This window comes from Roseburia sp. 1XD42-69 (assembly GCF_003612565.1).
Taxonomy (GTDB): domain Bacteria; phylum Bacillota; class Clostridia; order Lachnospirales; family Lachnospiraceae; genus Roseburia_B.
In genome coordinates this window covers 85,223-100,579 of record NZ_RAZG01000012.1, presented here as the reverse complement: position 1 = coordinate 100,579, position 15,357 = coordinate 85,223, and the positions used below count along the sequence as shown (strand labels likewise).

Here is a 15,357-nt window from a genome sequence, read left to right as displayed (position 1 = left end):
ATATTTCCCATTTTTGTATTTCCTTTCTGCAATTAATTTCAATTATCACAATCTTAGGCTTTTTTAGCCTAAAAGTCAATAGGCTTTTTCGGTCTAAAGTATAATATCGACATATTTTATTGGAGAGAGTGAGAATGTACCACCGAATCAGGGAATTAAGAGAAGATAACGATTTGACACAAGTATATATGGCAAAGTTACTAAATGTAAATCAACGAACATACTCACGTTATGAAACAGGTGAACATGAGATTTCTCTAACATCTCTTTCAAAAATTGCAGATTTCTTTGGAGTAAGTGTTGATTATCTGCTAAACAGAACGGACATTAAAAAGCCATATCCAAAACCTAAATATCACAATTAGAATGCTCTAAAACCCAAATTTACACGTAGCATATGCAAATTTGGAAATACAACTACATATCAACAACATCACAAACCCAAATTTGCATATAGGACGTGCAAATTTGGAAAATAACATTCCGAATTTTCACAGCGGACGTGCAAATTTTGACGCTCCTTACAAGTATTAATAATATATACAAGTATTAAATACTGACACCTACGGTGGTCAGGTGTTGTAATAAATATAGTTGTATTGAAATGTATAGTTGAATTAGAATTGAATGATTTAAAAATGTATGTCCGGCACGAGGTTTTAATCATAAGATTATTTTTCAGCAATGCTATTTCTGCACCCGATTCTATCATTTAGAACTGCTGCATCTATCACATAATTATCTATACTCTATTTCTTAGCTTAAATCGCATCAGAATGCCCAAATTTGCATTTTATACCGTCCATCCTATATTTGTATACCCAAATAGTCAAAATGGATTATAGGGCATTCTGATGCGCTTAAAATTCATATTTTATTATCCGTCTTTTGACTGCTGCATAACTGATACAAAAATTTATCGTTATAGCTTCATTATTCCTATCGTTGCCCGTATCTAAAATATATGTTTCTCTTTCTGTAAGACTTCGTGTATGATGACAGCTTAAATTGAATAAGAAGATTCTTGGAATAGGATAGATAAATCTTTGTCTTAGATTTGAGATATGAGTATTGGATAATGCAGCAGAATAGAAATATAAAGTATATGATTGTTTATGTGATATGAATGTATTGATAACCCTGCTGTTATGTAGTTGCATATAAATCTCATCACGATTTCTGTCACGAATCCGTCACGAATATTTGAAAATCACGAATCTGTCACGAAAAAAATCATAAATATTACGCTTGTTTTTTGTGCATCCTATACAAAATGAACTCAAATAACACATGATAACACATGAAAATATAGGATAAATTACAATTCGCACGGTTCGGGACGCAGAGGTCGCAGGTTCAAATCCTGTCGCATCGACTATAGGGTAAGCACCGGAATCCGCTAAATTCAAGGGTTCCGGTGTGTTTTATTTTTGACGCTGACGAAAAGAAAGGTGTCAAAAGTGCTTGTTCTAACAAAAAGTCAGAAAAGGTGAGAGATGCTTGCCGAAATACTGTTTAGGTCATTTTGGCTCTCATTTAACCTTTTACAAAAGAAATACCTTAACGAATTGCCTTTACAGGACAGGCTTTTTTACATGCTCCGCATCGGATACATTCTAAGTCATTGGCGTTTTCTGCCGGATTTACCTGCATTTTACAAGCCTTTGCACATGCTTCGCAGTCTGTGCATTTGTTCTTATCTACCCGGTAACGGAATACGGAGACAGGATTAAATACAGAATAAATTGCGCCCAGAGGGCAGATGTATTTGCAGAAGGGTCGGTAGATGAAAAGGGATATAATTATGGTTACAAATAGCAGGAGGTTTTTCCACGCATAGAGCCAGCCGATGGCGCTGTGCATAGATTTATTCAGCAAAACCAGAGGAAGCCCACCTTCCAGCGTTCCGGCGGGGCAGATAAATTTACAGAAATAGGGTGCGCCCTGTCCCAAAATATCCACCAGAAACATGGGAAGAAGTATGACAAACAGGACTAAAACCACATATTTTAATTTTCGCAGAGGTTTATCTCCGGGGAAGGTTGTAATCTTTTTGGGGAAGGGGATTTTATGTAATAAATCCTGTATCAGCCCAAAGGGGCAAAGCCAGCCGCAGACGAAGCGGCCCGTGACAGCTCCCATAAACATTAAAAAACCTGCCACGTAAAAAGCAAATTTAAAATTCCAGCTGCCGATGACTGCCTGCATTGCCCCAATGGGACAAGCGCCTATAGCCCCTGGGCAGGAGTAGCAGTTCAAGCCGGGAAGGCAAATTTTTTTCAAGTTTCCCCTATATATTTTTCCTTGGAGAAATCCTGTAAGGTAACTGTTTGTAAGCAATGTCCACAGGGCTTGCACCCTGTGGCGTTTCCATTCATTTATATTTCTTTTAACCAATTCCAATACACTCCATACAGATATTTATGGCTTTTTCAAACACTATGGCCATCTCCCCCCGGTAAATTCCCAATCCCATCATTAGAAGACCTATTACAGCTATGCAGATTCCAGCGGAAGGAGAGCGAAAAAGGCGGCTCATTTTACCGCCTCTTTCAGCTGAGTTTCCACAATGATTTTCCAATCTTCAAATGAGCGGCTTCCGGAGTAGGTTTCCCCTACAATATTTCCCTCTTTATCTACAAAAAATGTTTCCGGGACAGCGTTGATTCCAGAAAGCCTGCCGTTTAAATAGCTCTCATCCGGGATTAGAAATGGGTAGGTAACCCCTGTTTTTTCAGCTAACAGTCTTGCTTTCTCAATGGCTTCTTCACTTGTGTTTCCCCTGCCGTCAACGGCATCCAGTACAAAGCCAGCCACGTTTACGCCTTGGCTTTCCATTTCATTTTTCAGTTTCCCCAGGTCAGGAATTTCATTTACACAGGGGGTACACCAGGTCGTAAAGACGTTGACCATGGTCAAATCATAATCAGCAAACATTTCCTGAGTGTAGGATTCCCCTGTTATGTCCTGTACAGAAAATTCTCCCAGGTTTTCTAAATTTGATGTACCTGCCTCATGATTGATGCCTGCCGGTACATTTTCCTGCACATTGTCAGAGGCTTTGTCTATTCCGGAGGAACAGCCGCTAAACAGTGTGAGAAAACATAGGCCGGATAATATCAGGACGGTGAGATATTTCCTTTGTTTTGTCATAAAAGTTTCCCCTTTAAAGTTTTGAGAAATTCTTAATCATAAATATAATCTTTATCCACTTCCAGTATTTTTCCTGTTTTTGCGTGGATTTCCACATCATATTCATAGTCGCCTTTTATGATTTCTACTTCATATACAGGCACGCCGTCATCCATATCAAATTCCACTTTAATCACATGACCGCCGCCCACTTTTTTCAGGGCGATTTCCTTTGCTTTTGCTGTGCCGATGTAATTGTTTTTATTGCTGGATTTTGTGGTTAATTCCCACTCATATTCTAAAAGTTTGCCGGTGCGGGCATGAAATTCCAGTTCATATTTCTTGCTTCCCTTTTTCATTTTAACTTTATAGATATCGATGCCGTCGCTGCGTTTTTTTACAAGGCTTGTAATGCTTCCGCCGGATACCTCTTTTTTTGCCAGTTTTTTGCATTTGCTTTTGCTTATAATTTTTCCTTTGCCTTTGGTAATATACCAGGACGCTATCTCCCATTTGTAGGCAATCAGTTTGGCGTCGGAGGCACGGTAAGTGAGCTCGTATTCCTTTTTGCCTTTCACCAGTTTAACTTCATAGACGAGTTCGCCTTTTTCATAATCCCTGTCTACCTCTGTAACGGTTGCGCCTTTTACTTTTTCTCTTGCCAGCCTTTTTGCCTGGTAAGAAGAGGTAATCTCTTTTGCAGATACCAGGGTGGGAAAACAGAGAACATTTGCAAATACAAAGCATATCAGGAAAATCATTGTAAGAATTCTGTTACTTTTTTTCATGATAAAATTCCTCCTTTATTTTTATAATTTTTCACATTTGTCAGTCGTCAAGTTCAGAGTCAAACTCTAAGATTTCACCGGTGGAAGCGTCTATTTTATATTCGTATTCCATACCGTCTTTGTAAAATTCAATTTCGTATTTCATGCTGCCGTGGTCTTTTTCAAATTTAGCCTTGGAAAAAACTACATCTGTAACGGAAAATCCCCCATGGCCTGCCGCAATGGATTTTGCCTTATCCACCCCGATATCAGAGCCGGTATTGCCGGAATTTTCAGCGGGATGAGGGAGGTCATGCCACTCTTTATCCTGGCTGCGTATGGCTCCCGTGGAAGCGTTGATTTCATATTCATATTCGCAGTCTGCCGTATAAAATTTAATTTCATATACAGCCACGCCGTCTTCATAGTCAAGCTCTGCTTTTGTATATGTCACATCTGCAGATGACAGGCCGGCGTCGGCAAGAGCAGTTTCTTTGGCAGAATCAAGACTTATCTGGCTGTTATTGTCAGAAAGGGAAGCGGGATTGTCTGAATTGTTTTGGCTTTCCCTGGAATCTGAATTAAGCGCAGCAGTGTTCTGGGGAGGGTGAGGTTCTTTTGCAAAGGCTTTTGCCCCTATGAAAATTCCGGTTCCAAAAAGGAGAATTATCAGGGCAAAGGCAGAGAGAAAGGCTCTTTTTGGCGTTGAAAACAGTAATTTCAGTCTATTCAATAAAAAGTTTTCCTCCTTTCGCATTTATCGTTTTTTTATTATATGACAAAAATATTAGAGCAGTATTAGAAAAAATTATTCCATAAAAAATATATAAAATGTGCTCCCTTTTCCCAGGGCGCTCTCTACGCGGATGCTTCCTTTATGAAACCGTACAATCTGGTCTGCCATGGAGAGCCCAAGGCCTGTGCCACTGCCGGAGTGGGAGGTATCCGCCTGGTAAAAGCGCTGGAAAATTTTTAACTGCTCTTCCTGGGCAATCCCGATGCCGTCATCTGATACGGACAGCGTTATTTGATGCTCCCGGCGTTTTAGACATACAAAGATATGTCCCTCTTCTTTTCCGTATCGGTAGGCATTGCTGATAAGGTTTGTTAAAAGGCGGGATAATAGTAGTCTGCTCCCTGAAAAACAGATATTTTTTTCCACTTCCCAGGATAGCACAATGTCTTTTTCTTTTATCAGGGCCATGTCAAAGCAAAGGGATTCCACAAGCTCCGTCAGGTCTATGGTTTCCTTTTTATAGGATTCAGCCCTCATTTCCAGGCGTATATAATCCAGCATGTCATTTATCAGCCGGGACATTTTTTTTGACTGGCGCAGGATGGTTTCAAGGGCGTTCTCATATTCTTCCCCCGTTCTTGGTTTTTCCAGTGTAAATTCGCATTGGGCAGTGATAACAGATACAGGTGTCCGGAGCTCATGGGAAGCATCGGAGGTAAACTGGCGTTCTTTTTCAAAGGCATTCTCCAGACGCTCAAACATTTGATTGAAGCTGCGGGCAAGCTGGTGAAGTTCGTCGTTTCCAGGGGCAAGACTTATCCGCTGTTTTAAGTCGTCCCCGGTTCCGATTTTGGCGGCGGAGTTTGAAATTTCCTGAATGGGCTTCAGCATTTTTTTGGTGAGGAAATAACCGCCGATAGCGGATACCAGAACCAAAAGGGGAAGTATCTGAAGGGACAGCCGTGTAACCTGAAGAATATGCTCTAAGCCCTGCTGCTCCGATACGACGCCCCGAAGCCATAGGCCCTCCAGCCCCTTGGCAGTAAGTTTTCTGTCATAGATATAATAAAGAATGCCTTTTTCTTTCACCCGTTGGATTTTAGAATCTGAAAAGGGAAGTGTGGCAGTATTTCTGGAAACAGGATTTTCACCGTAGAGCAGTACCATGTCGGTACTGTAAAGGCCGGTGTACACTTCGTTTACCTGGTCTAAAAAATCATCGTCAATTTCCAGGTATCCGTTTCGGTATACGCTGAAATAGTCTGTCTCATTGTATAGGTCAATATTGTCCATATTGGTATAAAACTCCACCTCATCCACATTGTGTTCCACAGTCTCCACCAGGTTATCCCGTATGTTTTTCTGCAGGCCCTGATGTTCCAGATAACGCACCAAAAGGTAACTGGACAAAAACATGACAAGGAGGGCAGCGGTAAACCAGAGGGTTATTTTAAAACGTATGGGCAGTTGTCTCATATGTCTTTGGCCTCCCGCAGCACATAACCTTTTCCACGGATGGTGTGTATCAGCTTTTTGTCATATCCGGTATCAATTTTTTTCCTGAGATAACTGATATACACATCCACCACATTCGTCCCCCCCTCATAGTCAAAGTTCCAGATATGGTTTTCTATTTTTTCCCTGGAAAGCACGATGCCCTTGTTGTACATTAAGTATTGAAGCAGTTCATATTCTTTTGCAGATAAGGAAATTTCTCTGTCCCCCCGCCGTACAGCGTGGGAGGCGGTATCTAAGATTAAATCTGCGGCGGAAAGAACATTGTCTGTATGGTGGAAAGAAGAGCGCATCATGGCCCGCAGCCGTGCAGAGAGTTCCTCAAAGGAAAAAGGCTTCACCAGATAGTCGTTGGCCCCGCTGTCCAAACCTTTTACCCGGTCAGATATGCTGTCTTTTGCCGTTAAAAATAGTACAGGTGTGGTTTTTCCGGCGTTTCTAAGGCTTTTTAAAACTTCAAAACCATCAGCTTTTGGCATCATAATATCCAGGATTACCGCATCATATTCTGTGTAAGATAAAATATCTATAGCCTCTCTGCCGTCAAAGCAGCTGTCTACGCTGTAACCGTCTGAAACCAGTTTTTGTGAGATAATATGGTTTAAATCCGCTTCGTCTTCCGCAAGCAAAATACGCATAAAGGAACCTCCCAAAAGTAATTTTTCTGTCCTCTTCTTACTGGATACCGGACAGCTTAACTTTTAGTATACCATATTAAAATGAGAAGGTTATTAGAAAATAATGTTATGTTTTACATTTTTCTTGGTTTTTTGGATATATTTTTATTGAAAAGAGTGAGGTTGTACTTTATACTTCTAATAGTAATGTATGGGAAGATTCTTTACGGGGGATACAGATGGAAAAATTGAAAAAATATGTACAGAAAGTCTGCGGGCTGTTTGAACTGATTATGGCGGTGATTGTGTTATTAGGAATTGTCATTGCCATTATCAGTATGGTAAAAGATGTGGATTTAACCCAGAGTTTGTTTCGGGATACGGCTAATTTCAAGGAATTTCTGGTGAATGTATTTGCCATAGTAATCGGAATTGAATTTCTTGAAATGCTCTGCCGTCCCAACCCGGATAATGTGATTCAGGTGTTGGTGTTCTTGATTGCAAGACATATGATTGTGGGAGAAACCAGCCCTTATGAGGATTTTGTTTCTGTAATCAGCGTTGCAATTCTGCTTTTGCTTTCCAGATATCTGCACATGGGAAAGAAAGGGGAACGGGAAGATGGAGAGAGAGAAGCGTAAAGCGGTTCTTTATGACAAGGATATCCGAGACCCTCTTTTTGATTTTCTGGAGGAGCGCTGCGGCAAAATCAGGATAATTGAAGAGAAAACCATGGGCCGCTCCAGGGCGGATGTCTTAATGGTGACGCCGGAATTGATTGTAGGGATTGAGATTAAAAGTGATGCGGATACATATGCAAGGCTGGGCCGTCAGGTTAAGGATTACGATTTATATTTTGACTGTAATTATGTGGTGGCAGGCTCCACCCATGCGGCCCACGTCCATGAGCATGTGCCCCCCTGGTGGGGGATTATTTCTGTGGAACTGTGGGAGGATAAAATTGATTTTTATGTTCTGCGGGAGGCAAAGAAAAATCCCAAGGTAGTGCCGGAGAAGAAAATTTCCATACTTTGGAGGCCGGAGCTGTCCCACATCCAGCAGATCAACGGCATGGCAAAGTATCGGGATAAGAGCAAAAAATTTGTCCAGCAAAAAATTTTGGAAAAAGTGCCGGAAGAAATTTTACAGAGACAGATTTGCCAGGAATTGTTTGAGCGGGATTATACTTTAATTGAGGATACAATCCGGCAATATCGTAAAAAATAGTAAAAAGGATAAAGGACTGTTACAATTATGAATGTACAAATTATTTTAAGCCAGATGCTCATGTTGTTTGTCATGATGCTTATCGGATATTTTTTGTGGAAGAAGCAGTGGCTGGATGAACCTGCAAACCAGAAGCTGTCAAAAATTGTGGTAAATATTTTTAATCCCATGCTGGTGGTTTACGGTGTTCTGGGGAAAAGTTCCGGAAAGGATATGGGGCTGGTAGCTCAAAATCTCTTTCTTATGCTGCTGTTCTATTTACTGCTCATTGTTTTTGGCATCCTTTTTGTGTGGATACTCCGCCCTAAAAAATCCGAGAGGTGTGTGTATTGGATGATGACCATATTCCCAAATGTAGGGTTTATGGGAATTCCTGTCATCAGCAGTATTTTCGGGATGGAGTCCGTAATTTATATTGCCTTTTATATGCTGGGGTATAATCTTTTGTTATATACTCTTGGCATTGTCCTGGCAAGAAAAGCGGCGGCAGACAGGGAAGGCCGTCAAATGCAGGAAATGAAACAGGGCGGACAGTGGAAGCGCATTTTTAATGTGGGAGTGCTGGCAAGTATTACGGCAATTTTGATTTTTATGTTCCAGATTTCCGTCCCAGCCCCGGTGGTGACTTTTTTTGATTATATGGGCAACGCTACAATTCCCCTCTCCATGATTCTCATTGGGGTGAGTATTGCAAAGGCGGATATGAAAAATATATTTACAAATGTGAGGATGTATTTTTATACGGGAATCCGTATGATTCTATTTCCTATTCTGGTGATTTCCCTGATGAAAGGGATGTCTTTTGACCCCGTAGTATTTGGGGTATTTGCCCTTGAGCTTGCCATGCCTGTGGGCAGTATTATTACATTGATTGCAAAAGAAAATGGCGCTGACGAAACCTGCAGTACCAACGGGATTGTGTTAAGCACTCTGGTTTCCATCCTCACCATTCCTATTGTGTGTATGTTTTTGTAACCAATATGTGCACAGTTTTTCGTTCCGTCAAACTGTGGTGTTGATGCCGTTGATGGCGGCGTGTTCGTTTTCTTCCAGAGGGATAACCAAACACTTTTTGCCGTCAATGAGCTGGGATTTTATCTGGGAGGCTTTTTCCGGTTTTACCCGTAGGATAACATCATAGGTTTTTACCCCGCCGGTGGGGGCTTCCTCTTCTTCTCCTGTGTCGATGGGGGTTAAAACTTTAGTGTCCTCCAATTCCTGTTCCAAAACCTGGACTTTTTGCCGCAGTTCTTTTTCCGCTTTCTGCCTGCTTCCTGTCTCGGCGGCTTTTTCGTCTAAAATTTGATGAAGTTCCGGTATTTCATCCTGAAATTCTCTTGTAAAAGATTCTTCGATGACAGCGGCGGCTTCTTTTGGGATGCTGCTCTCCCCCATAATCTCCCCTATAGTTTCCGGGGTGAGAAATACAGGTCCCTCCTCCTCTTCCCCCTGGTTTTCCGACATAGTTTTTAAGCCTTCCTGAATATCGTAAAACCCTTCTAAGGAAGCATCTTCATCTCCCCCAAAGGCATTTTTTACAATGGCTTCAAAGGCCTGCTTTTTCTCAGCGGCAGTCCGTTTGGAGGTACAGCCGAACACGCCTTCCACAAATTCACTGTGGGGCTCTTTGGGATTTTTGTGATAGCATAAAACCGAATGGATATCAGTGCTTCTCTCGGTGAAGGCGGGAAAGAGAAAACCTGTCTCCGGCAGGCTTACAATCCAGTCCCTGATTCTTGGGCCGATACGGTTTTCATCCTCCCGGTATCCCAGGCCGGGTTTGCTTAAAACTACCGGGCAAACGGCGCAGAGCAGGTATTCATACACTTCTTCGGACTCGTCCAGTTTTCCATTGTCCGTAGTTTTTGTCATTACGTCGTAGGCGTCGTGGAATACCAGGATAAGGTAGTTTCCTGCGTAGTCGTAGTTGTCGATTACAAGGTCGTAAAGACGGTCTAAGAGTTCGTCGTTTTTTAATGCGGTGCTCTTTAAGGCCATTAAAAACTGCTGCCTTCCCCCGGGACTCTCCTCTTCCCCTGGAAACTCAAATTCTAAAAGATTGTTTCCCAGTGTGCCGGAAAGCGTCTTTTTGGCAATTTCCAGGTATTTATAAAATTCTTCGTCTTCCAGGTTTAAAAAAGTCTGCCCAAAGGCTACCACTTTGTTTCTGTTGCTGTCCACATAGCACCCGCACATTCGGGTAAAGGTGCAGTCGTCTTTTTTCAGCCTGCGTTTCAGTTCCAAAACATCTTTTTTATCCATAAGCATTACCTCAATCTTTGTAGTAACAAACAGTATAATCCAAAAATACGTTCGATGCAAGAAATATTCGTTGAATATTTTTCCCAAAAAGCAAAATTTAAGCATACTTTGGATTATTTCTGGAAAAACTGTTAAGGAGATACAAAAACTTTATGTATAACAAGGAGATTTTTATATGAAAAAAAAAGCAATTACATTATTTTTAACTATGGCGGTTGCCATATCGGCGATGGGCTGCGGCAGAGGAAACGATAATAAAAATAATACGGGAATTGTGGATAATACGGAAAACAAGGGCGCGGGAAATGTGGGAACGGAGTCTGTGATGGAGAATACGGAGACAGGGACGGAAAATGATTTTAACCAGCTCCAGCTGGGCAACGCCTTAGAGCTCCCGGAAGGCTTTGAGGGGGCTGAGGGGGAAACGGACGCCCATGGTGATTTGGAAAAACTGATTGCGAAACACCTGAATATCGGAGAGGAAAATTATAAAAGCATCCGCTACTATTACAATTATGTGGATTTAAACGGAGACAGCAAAAATGAAATTCTTGCCATGGTAATGGGGGAGAGTTTAAATGACCAGGGAGGCAACCGTTTATTGTGGATTGACGCCTCCGGGGATAATCTCTCCACAGATGCCATCCGTCAGGAGTTTCAGGGTGTCAGCGCTCCGGTATATATCAGCAACCATATGACGGATGGTTACCGGGATTTGATTTTGTGCAACAATATCGGAATTAACAATGACACGGCTCCCGGAGCGGCGGGGACGGAAAATGAAAACGGTACAAATACCACAGCGGGGACAGATAATGGCACAACCAAAGATACAAGTACTGCTGCAGGAACGGATAATGGAACTACCGGTGATGCAAACACCACGGCGGGAACAAATAATGGAAATGCCAAGGGTACAAATACCGCAGCGGGGACCAATAACGGGAATACAAATGGAACCGGAACCAACAGCGGTTATGTTCTGCTTAAATGGAACGGAAATAAATATCAGGAGATAAATGAGGGTACGGTGTTAAATGACCTTACGGGTTATGAAGGCAATGCCGTTATCACCAACGATTTGGAAAGGGACTACAGGGAAGATACCTATCACTTTCTTGGTGAAGCTATGAATCTCTAAAACAGGTATTGTATATCATATTGGAAAAGCTTATAATAAAACACAGGTTTTATGAACGGGCAGGGCATGTCATGGGACAGACCTGCCCGTAAATCATGTTAGGAGGATTTTATGAAAACAGTTCTTACCATTGCAGGGAGCGACAGCAGCGGCGGCGCAGGGATTCAGGCGGATATTAAAACCATTACCATGCACGGGCTTTACGCCATGAGCGCCATCACTGCCCTGACGGCACAAAATACTACCGGCGTCTATGGAATTTTGGATTCCACGGAGGAATTTTTAGCCAGCCAGCTGGACTGCATTTTTACGGATATTTATCCCGATGCGGTAAAAATCGGGATGGTTTCCCATGCAGGGCTGATTCACACCATAGGGGAAAAATTAAAAGAGTACAAGGCAAAGAATGTGGTGTTAGATCCGGTGATGGTGTCCACCAGCGGATTTAAGCTGTTAAAAGATGAGGCGGCAGAAGCCCTTATGAAAGAGCTTATGCCAAGAGCGGATGTGATTACCCCCAATATACCTGAGGCGGAAGTCTTAAGCGGTATGGATATTGAAGGGCCAACGGATATGGAAAAGGCTGCGGCAAAGATAGCGGAGAACTACGGGGGAGCCGTTTTGGTAAAAGGCGGGCATGAAACCAGCACAGCCAATGACTTCCTTTTTGCAGAGGGAAAGGCAGTATGGTTTAAGGGGGAGCGCATTGATAATAGTAATACCCATGGGACAGGATGTACCTTATCCTCCGCCATTGCCAGCAACCTTGCAAAAGGAGAAGCATTGGAGGATGCGGTGGGACATGCTAAGGAGTATCTCACAGGGGCATTGCAGGCAGGCCTTGACCTGGGGAAAGGGGCCGGGCCGCTAGAGCACAATTATATGTTAAGCAGAGGATAGAGGTTATGAGTGCAAATATAAAAAAGATAAGTCTCACAGGAATATTTATTGCAATATCCGTTATCGGCTCTTTGTTTTCTTTTCCGGTGTTTGGTTCTAAATGTGCCCCGGCACAGCACTTAATGAACATTATGGGAGCCGTGTTTTTGGGGCCGGGGTATGCCCTGGCGGCGGCTTTTCTCTCAAGCCTTATTAGAAACATGCTGGGCCTTGGGACTCTTTTGGCTTTTCCCGGCAGTATGTGCGGGGCGTTTCTGGCCGGCGTGTTATACCGTGGGGGAAAGAAGCTGCCCTATGCCTATGGGGGGGAGGTTTTCGGCACTGCCCTGGTGGGAGGCATTCTTGCTTACCCAATAGCAAAGATTGTTCTGGGAAATGGCCAGGCGGCAATTTTTACTTTTGTGGTGCCCTTTTTTATCAGTACCTGCGGGGGAACCCTGCTTGCAGTGGTCTTAGTGGGAGCTATGAAAAAAAGCGGTGTTATTGACAGACTTTTACAAGAGGTTACATAGAGGAATCAGGATGAAAGAAATGTGTTTAAAAAAAGCAGGGGAACTTTTGGAAACTGTCAGAAGGAAAAAGCCCTTAATTCACTGTATTACAAATGCGGTGACGGTAAATGACTGCGCCAATATTCTGCTGGCGGCAGGGGCAAGGCCCACCATGGCACATCACCCTTTGGAGGCGGCGGAGATTACAGCGGGCTGCCATGCGCTGGTGTGCAATTTTGGGGCCACGGAAGATTATGATGCCATGTTTCTTGCGGCAAAGGAGGCGGCGCGTCTTTCCCATCCCATTATTTTAGACCCGGTGGGGGCCGGTGGGGCCACATTCCGCCGGGAGAAAATAAGGGAACTTATGGAGCAGGTTCCCGTGACCCTTATAAGGGGGAATGCCTCGGAGATGCTGGCACTGTTTCGCAATGAAAAAACAGTTGTGGGGGTGGATGCAAGGGAAGCGGACGGAGAAGATACCGGGGGGCTTACGGAGCAGGCAAAGGCATTTGCAAAAGAAAAAAACTGCATCTGTGTGATTTCCGGTAAAAGGGATATTATTACAGACGGAAAGGCTTTGATATATGTAAATAACGGAAGTCCCTGGATGTCAAAAATTACAGGCTCCGGCTGTATGTCCACAGCTCTTTTGGGAGGGTTTTTGTCAGTGGAAAAATCTGTTCTTGCCGGGGCGGCGGTGCCTATTGTCATGGGAATTGCCGGGGAGAGGGCCCAGGAAAAATGTGAAAAAAACCATTTGGGAACTATGAGTTTTAAAAATTTTATGATAGACGCTCTTTTTCTTTTGACAGGGGAAGAGATATTAAAATACGGAAAAGGGGAGATGTTTGAATGAGAAAAGTGTGGGCAGGTATAATAGGCGGTTTGGGAATTTTGTGTATGGGAATTTCTTTGGTTGGAGAATATGTAAAGCATAAGAAAACAGCTTCCATGTCTTTTACTGTAATAGGAGCTGAGGACGGCCCCACCAGTGTGTTTCTGGTGGGAACTCTGGGGGATTTAAGGACGTTTCAGCTTGTATTTGCCGGAGCAGGGTTATTTTTACTGGTGGTTTATTTGATTTTGCTTTTGATAGAACGCTCTTCATAAAAAGTTTTCTTCAGGGTAAAAAAAATATTGCCAAATGAAACTTTTCATACTAAAATAATACTGGCGTGTAAAATGTGTGTTTGAAGAAAAGGAGAATATAGTATTATGAGTTACGTTGATGAAGTGTTAGAGCGTGTAAAAGCAAAAAATGCATCTGAGCCGGAGTTTCTTCAGGCGGTGGAGGAAGTTTTGGATTCCCTGCGCCCGGTGATTGACGCAAATGAGGAGTTATACCGGAAAGAAGCTCTGTTAGAGCGTTTGACTGAGCCGGACAGACAGTTTAAATTCCGTGTGCCCTGGGTGGATGACAAGGGGCAGGTTCAGGTAAATACAGGATACAGAGTACAGTTTAACAACGCCATCGGACCTTACAAGGGAGGTCTCCGCTTACATCCTTCCGTTAATTTGGGCATTATCAAATTCTTAGGATTTGAGCAGATTTTTAAAAACAGCTTAACAAGCCTTCCCATCGGCGGCGGAAAGGGCGGTTCTGATTTTGACCCCAAGGGAAAATCTGACAGGGAAGTTATGGCATTCTGCCAGAGCTTTATGACAGAGCTTTGCAAATATATCGGGGCTGACGTGGACGTTCCTGCCGGAGATATCGGTACAGGGGCAAGGGAAATCGGATATATGTTCGGACAGTATAAGAGAATCCGTGGCATGTATGAGGGCGTGCTTACAGGAAAAGGCTTAACCTACGGTGGTTCTTTAGTCCGCACAGAGGCCACAGGATACGGCCTGTTATACATTACAGAGGAGCTTATGAAATGTCACGGCGAATCTATGGAAGGAAAGACCGTATGTATTTCCGGTTCCGGAAATGTGGCGATTTACGCTACCCAGAAAGCACAGCAGTTAGGTGCAAAAGTAGTGACTGTGTCCGATTCCACCGGATGGGTATATGACCCGGAAGGAATCGACGTTGCACTGTTAAAAGAGGTAAAAGAGGTAAAACGTGCCCGTCTGACAGAGTATGCGGCTGCCCGTAAGAGTGCAGAGTATCATGAGGGCCGGGGAGTATGGCAGATTAAATGTGATATTGCGCTGCCCTGCGCAACACAGAATGAGCTTTTCATTGAAGATGCAAAACAGCTTGTGGCAAACGGCTGTAAAGCAGTGTGTGAAGGTGCAAATATGCCTACCACCATTGATGCCACCAAGTACTTACAGGAGAACGGTGTGTGGTTTATCGGCGGAAAGGCTGCAAATGCCGGCGGCGTGGCAACTTCCGCACTGGAGATGTCCCAGAACAGCGAGAGGCTGAGCTGGTCCTTTGAGGAAGTGGATGCTAAATTAAAAGACATTATGGTAAATATTTACCACAATATTGACGATGCTGCAAAACGTTACGGTCATGAAGGGGATTATGTAATGGGCGCTAATATTGCAGGCTTTGAGAAGGTTGCTACGGCAATGATTGCTCAGGGCGTGTGCTAAAAACAGTGAAATGGCA

Annotated in this window: 18 protein-coding genes; 10 read left to right on the top strand and 8 right to left on the bottom strand. The window is 43.2% G+C overall.

Annotated features, from left to right (window positions below):
* Positions 1–134: 134 nt before the first annotated feature.
* Positions 135–365, top strand: coding sequence for a helix-turn-helix domain-containing protein (locus D7Y06_RS08500; protein ID WP_120407374.1), 231 nt, complete (start codon positions 135–137; stop codon positions 363–365).
* Between the two features lie 1,195 nt (positions 366–1,560).
* Here the strand turns inward: D7Y06_RS08500 and D7Y06_RS08495 are convergent.
* The 7 genes from D7Y06_RS08495 to D7Y06_RS08465 all read right to left on the bottom strand — a co-directional run bounded on the left by D7Y06_RS08495 (position 1,561) and on the right by D7Y06_RS08465 (position 6,788).
* Positions 1,561–2,397 (bottom strand): 4Fe-4S binding protein, encoded by an 837-nt coding sequence (locus tag D7Y06_RS08495; protein ID WP_243119176.1) that lies wholly within the window; start codon positions 2,395–2,397, stop codon positions 1,561–1,563.
* The gene (locus tag D7Y06_RS08490) at positions 2,390–2,539 is read right to left on the bottom strand and encodes a CD1871A family CXXC motif-containing protein (RefSeq protein ID WP_120407373.1); all 150 of its coding nucleotides are present in this window, start codon (positions 2,537–2,539) and stop codon (positions 2,390–2,392) included. Before D7Y06_RS08490 ends, D7Y06_RS08495 begins: the two co-directional genes overlap by 8 nt.
* Complete coding sequence (locus D7Y06_RS08485; protein ID WP_120407372.1) at positions 2,536–3,153, bottom strand: TlpA family protein disulfide reductase; 618 nt, start codon at positions 3,151–3,153, stop codon at positions 2,536–2,538. The genes D7Y06_RS08490 and D7Y06_RS08485 overlap by 4 nt, the downstream gene beginning before the upstream one ends.
* A 32-nt stretch (positions 3,154–3,185) precedes the next feature.
* Positions 3,186–3,920, bottom strand: coding sequence for a PepSY domain-containing protein (locus D7Y06_RS08480; protein ID WP_120407371.1), 735 nt, complete (start codon positions 3,918–3,920; stop codon positions 3,186–3,188).
* Positions 3,921–3,960: 40 nt separating this feature from the next.
* Positions 3,961–4,632, bottom strand: coding sequence for a PepSY domain-containing protein (locus D7Y06_RS08475; protein WP_158591320.1), 672 nt, complete (start codon positions 4,630–4,632; stop codon positions 3,961–3,963).
* Between the two features lie 75 nt (positions 4,633–4,707).
* Positions 4,708–6,111 (bottom strand): sensor histidine kinase, encoded by a 1,404-nt coding sequence (locus D7Y06_RS08470; protein WP_120407369.1) that lies wholly within the window; start codon positions 6,109–6,111, stop codon positions 4,708–4,710.
* Entirely contained in the window at positions 6,108–6,788 is a 681-nt protein-coding gene (locus tag D7Y06_RS08465; RefSeq protein WP_120407368.1) for a response regulator transcription factor, read from the bottom strand. The genes D7Y06_RS08470 and D7Y06_RS08465 overlap by 4 nt, the downstream gene beginning before the upstream one ends.
* 218 nt (positions 6,789–7,006) lie before the next feature.
* On the opposite strand from D7Y06_RS08465, the gene D7Y06_RS08460 reads away from it, so the two are divergent.
* The 3 genes from D7Y06_RS08460 to D7Y06_RS08450 are packed head-to-tail and all read left to right on the top strand — an operon-like array spanning position 7,007 to position 8,969.
* On the top strand, positions 7,007–7,408 hold the full coding sequence (locus D7Y06_RS08460; protein WP_120407367.1) for a phosphate-starvation-inducible PsiE family protein: 402 nt from the start codon (positions 7,007–7,009) through the stop codon (positions 7,406–7,408).
* Entirely contained in the window at positions 7,389–7,994 is a 606-nt protein-coding gene (locus D7Y06_RS08455) for a sce7726 family protein (RefSeq protein ID WP_120407366.1), read from the top strand. The genes D7Y06_RS08460 and D7Y06_RS08455 overlap by 20 nt, the downstream gene beginning before the upstream one ends.
* A gap of 27 nt (positions 7,995–8,021) precedes the next feature.
* Positions 8,022–8,969 carry an AEC family transporter gene (locus D7Y06_RS08450; protein ID WP_120407365.1) on the top strand — a complete coding sequence of 316 codons (948 nt, stop codon included), beginning with the start codon at positions 8,022–8,024 and terminating at the stop codon, positions 8,967–8,969.
* A gap of 27 nt (positions 8,970–8,996) precedes the next feature.
* Here the strand turns inward: D7Y06_RS08450 and D7Y06_RS08445 are convergent, their stop codons facing one another.
* The gene (locus D7Y06_RS08445) at positions 8,997–10,256 is read right to left on the bottom strand and encodes a DUF4317 domain-containing protein (protein WP_120407364.1); all 1,260 of its coding nucleotides are present in this window, start codon (positions 10,254–10,256) and stop codon (positions 8,997–8,999) included.
* A gap of 175 nt (positions 10,257–10,431) precedes the next feature.
* Here D7Y06_RS08445 and D7Y06_RS08440 point away from each other — a divergent pair, with 175 nt between their 5' ends.
* The 6 genes from D7Y06_RS08440 to gdhA all read left to right on the top strand — a co-directional run bounded on the left by D7Y06_RS08440 (position 10,432) and on the right by gdhA (position 15,341).
* Positions 10,432–11,397 carry a hypothetical protein gene (locus tag D7Y06_RS08440; RefSeq protein WP_120407363.1) on the top strand — a complete coding sequence of 322 codons (966 nt, stop codon included), beginning with the start codon at positions 10,432–10,434 and terminating at the stop codon, positions 11,395–11,397.
* 111 nt (positions 11,398–11,508) lie between these two features.
* Positions 11,509–12,297 carry a bifunctional hydroxymethylpyrimidine kinase/phosphomethylpyrimidine kinase gene (thiD, locus tag D7Y06_RS08435; RefSeq protein ID WP_120407362.1) on the top strand — a complete coding sequence of 263 codons (789 nt, stop codon included), beginning with the start codon at positions 11,509–11,511 and terminating at the stop codon, positions 12,295–12,297.
* Positions 12,298–12,302: 5 nt separating this feature from the next.
* Positions 12,303–12,809 carry an energy coupling factor transporter S component ThiW gene (gene thiW, locus D7Y06_RS08430; protein ID WP_120407361.1) on the top strand — a complete coding sequence of 169 codons (507 nt, stop codon included), beginning with the start codon at positions 12,303–12,305 and terminating at the stop codon, positions 12,807–12,809.
* Between the two features lie 10 nt (positions 12,810–12,819).
* A complete protein-coding gene (gene thiM, locus D7Y06_RS08425; RefSeq protein ID WP_243119174.1) occupies positions 12,820–13,647 on the top strand; it encodes a hydroxyethylthiazole kinase in 828 nt (275 codons plus the stop codon).
* Positions 13,644–13,901 (top strand): oxaloacetate decarboxylase, encoded by a 258-nt coding sequence (locus D7Y06_RS08420; protein ID WP_120407360.1) that lies wholly within the window; start codon positions 13,644–13,646, stop codon positions 13,899–13,901. The genes thiM and D7Y06_RS08420 overlap by 4 nt, the downstream gene beginning before the upstream one ends.
* Positions 13,902–14,006: 105 nt before the next feature.
* On the top strand, positions 14,007–15,341 hold the full coding sequence (gene gdhA, locus D7Y06_RS08415) for an NADP-specific glutamate dehydrogenase (RefSeq protein ID WP_120407359.1): 1,335 nt from the start codon (positions 14,007–14,009) through the stop codon (positions 15,339–15,341).
* Positions 15,342–15,357: the final 16 nt, after the last annotated feature.

Excerpts from the sequence above, each read along its gene's own strand:
- D7Y06_RS08455 (WP_120407366.1), top strand. The coding sequence starts at position 7,389 with ATGGAGAGAGAGAAGCGTAAAGCGGTTCTTTATGACAAGGATATCCGA.
- D7Y06_RS08490 (WP_120407373.1), bottom strand. The coding sequence starts at position 2,539 with ATGAGCCGCCTTTTTCGCTCTCCTTCCGCTGGAATCTGCATAGCTGTA.
- D7Y06_RS08470 (WP_120407369.1), bottom strand. The coding sequence starts at position 6,111 with ATGAGACAACTGCCCATACGTTTTAAAATAACCCTCTGGTTTACCGCT.
- D7Y06_RS08460 (WP_120407367.1), top strand. The coding sequence starts at position 7,007 with ATGGAAAAATTGAAAAAATATGTACAGAAAGTCTGCGGGCTGTTTGAA.
- D7Y06_RS08445 (WP_120407364.1), bottom strand. The coding sequence starts at position 10,256 with ATGGATAAAAAAGATGTTTTGGAACTGAAACGCAGGCTGAAAAAAGAC.
- D7Y06_RS08500 (WP_120407374.1), top strand. The coding sequence starts at position 135 with ATGTACCACCGAATCAGGGAATTAAGAGAAGATAACGATTTGACACAA.
- D7Y06_RS08465 (WP_120407368.1), bottom strand. The coding sequence starts at position 6,788 with ATGCGTATTTTGCTTGCGGAAGACGAAGCGGATTTAAACCATATTATC.
- thiW (WP_120407361.1), top strand. The coding sequence starts at position 12,303 with ATGAGTGCAAATATAAAAAAGATAAGTCTCACAGGAATATTTATTGCA.
- D7Y06_RS08440 (WP_120407363.1), top strand. The coding sequence starts at position 10,432 with ATGAAAAAAAAAGCAATTACATTATTTTTAACTATGGCGGTTGCCATA.
- D7Y06_RS08480 (WP_120407371.1), bottom strand. The coding sequence starts at position 3,920 with ATGAAAAAAAGTAACAGAATTCTTACAATGATTTTCCTGATATGCTTT.
- thiM (WP_243119174.1), top strand. The coding sequence starts at position 12,820 with ATGAAAGAAATGTGTTTAAAAAAAGCAGGGGAACTTTTGGAAACTGTC.
- D7Y06_RS08450 (WP_120407365.1), top strand. The coding sequence starts at position 8,022 with ATGAATGTACAAATTATTTTAAGCCAGATGCTCATGTTGTTTGTCATG.
- gdhA (WP_120407359.1), top strand. The coding sequence starts at position 14,007 with ATGAGTTACGTTGATGAAGTGTTAGAGCGTGTAAAAGCAAAAAATGCA.
- D7Y06_RS08420 (WP_120407360.1), top strand. The coding sequence starts at position 13,644 with ATGAGAAAAGTGTGGGCAGGTATAATAGGCGGTTTGGGAATTTTGTGT.
- thiD (WP_120407362.1), top strand. The coding sequence starts at position 11,509 with ATGAAAACAGTTCTTACCATTGCAGGGAGCGACAGCAGCGGCGGCGCA.
- D7Y06_RS08485 (WP_120407372.1), bottom strand. The coding sequence starts at position 3,153 with ATGACAAAACAAAGGAAATATCTCACCGTCCTGATATTATCCGGCCTA.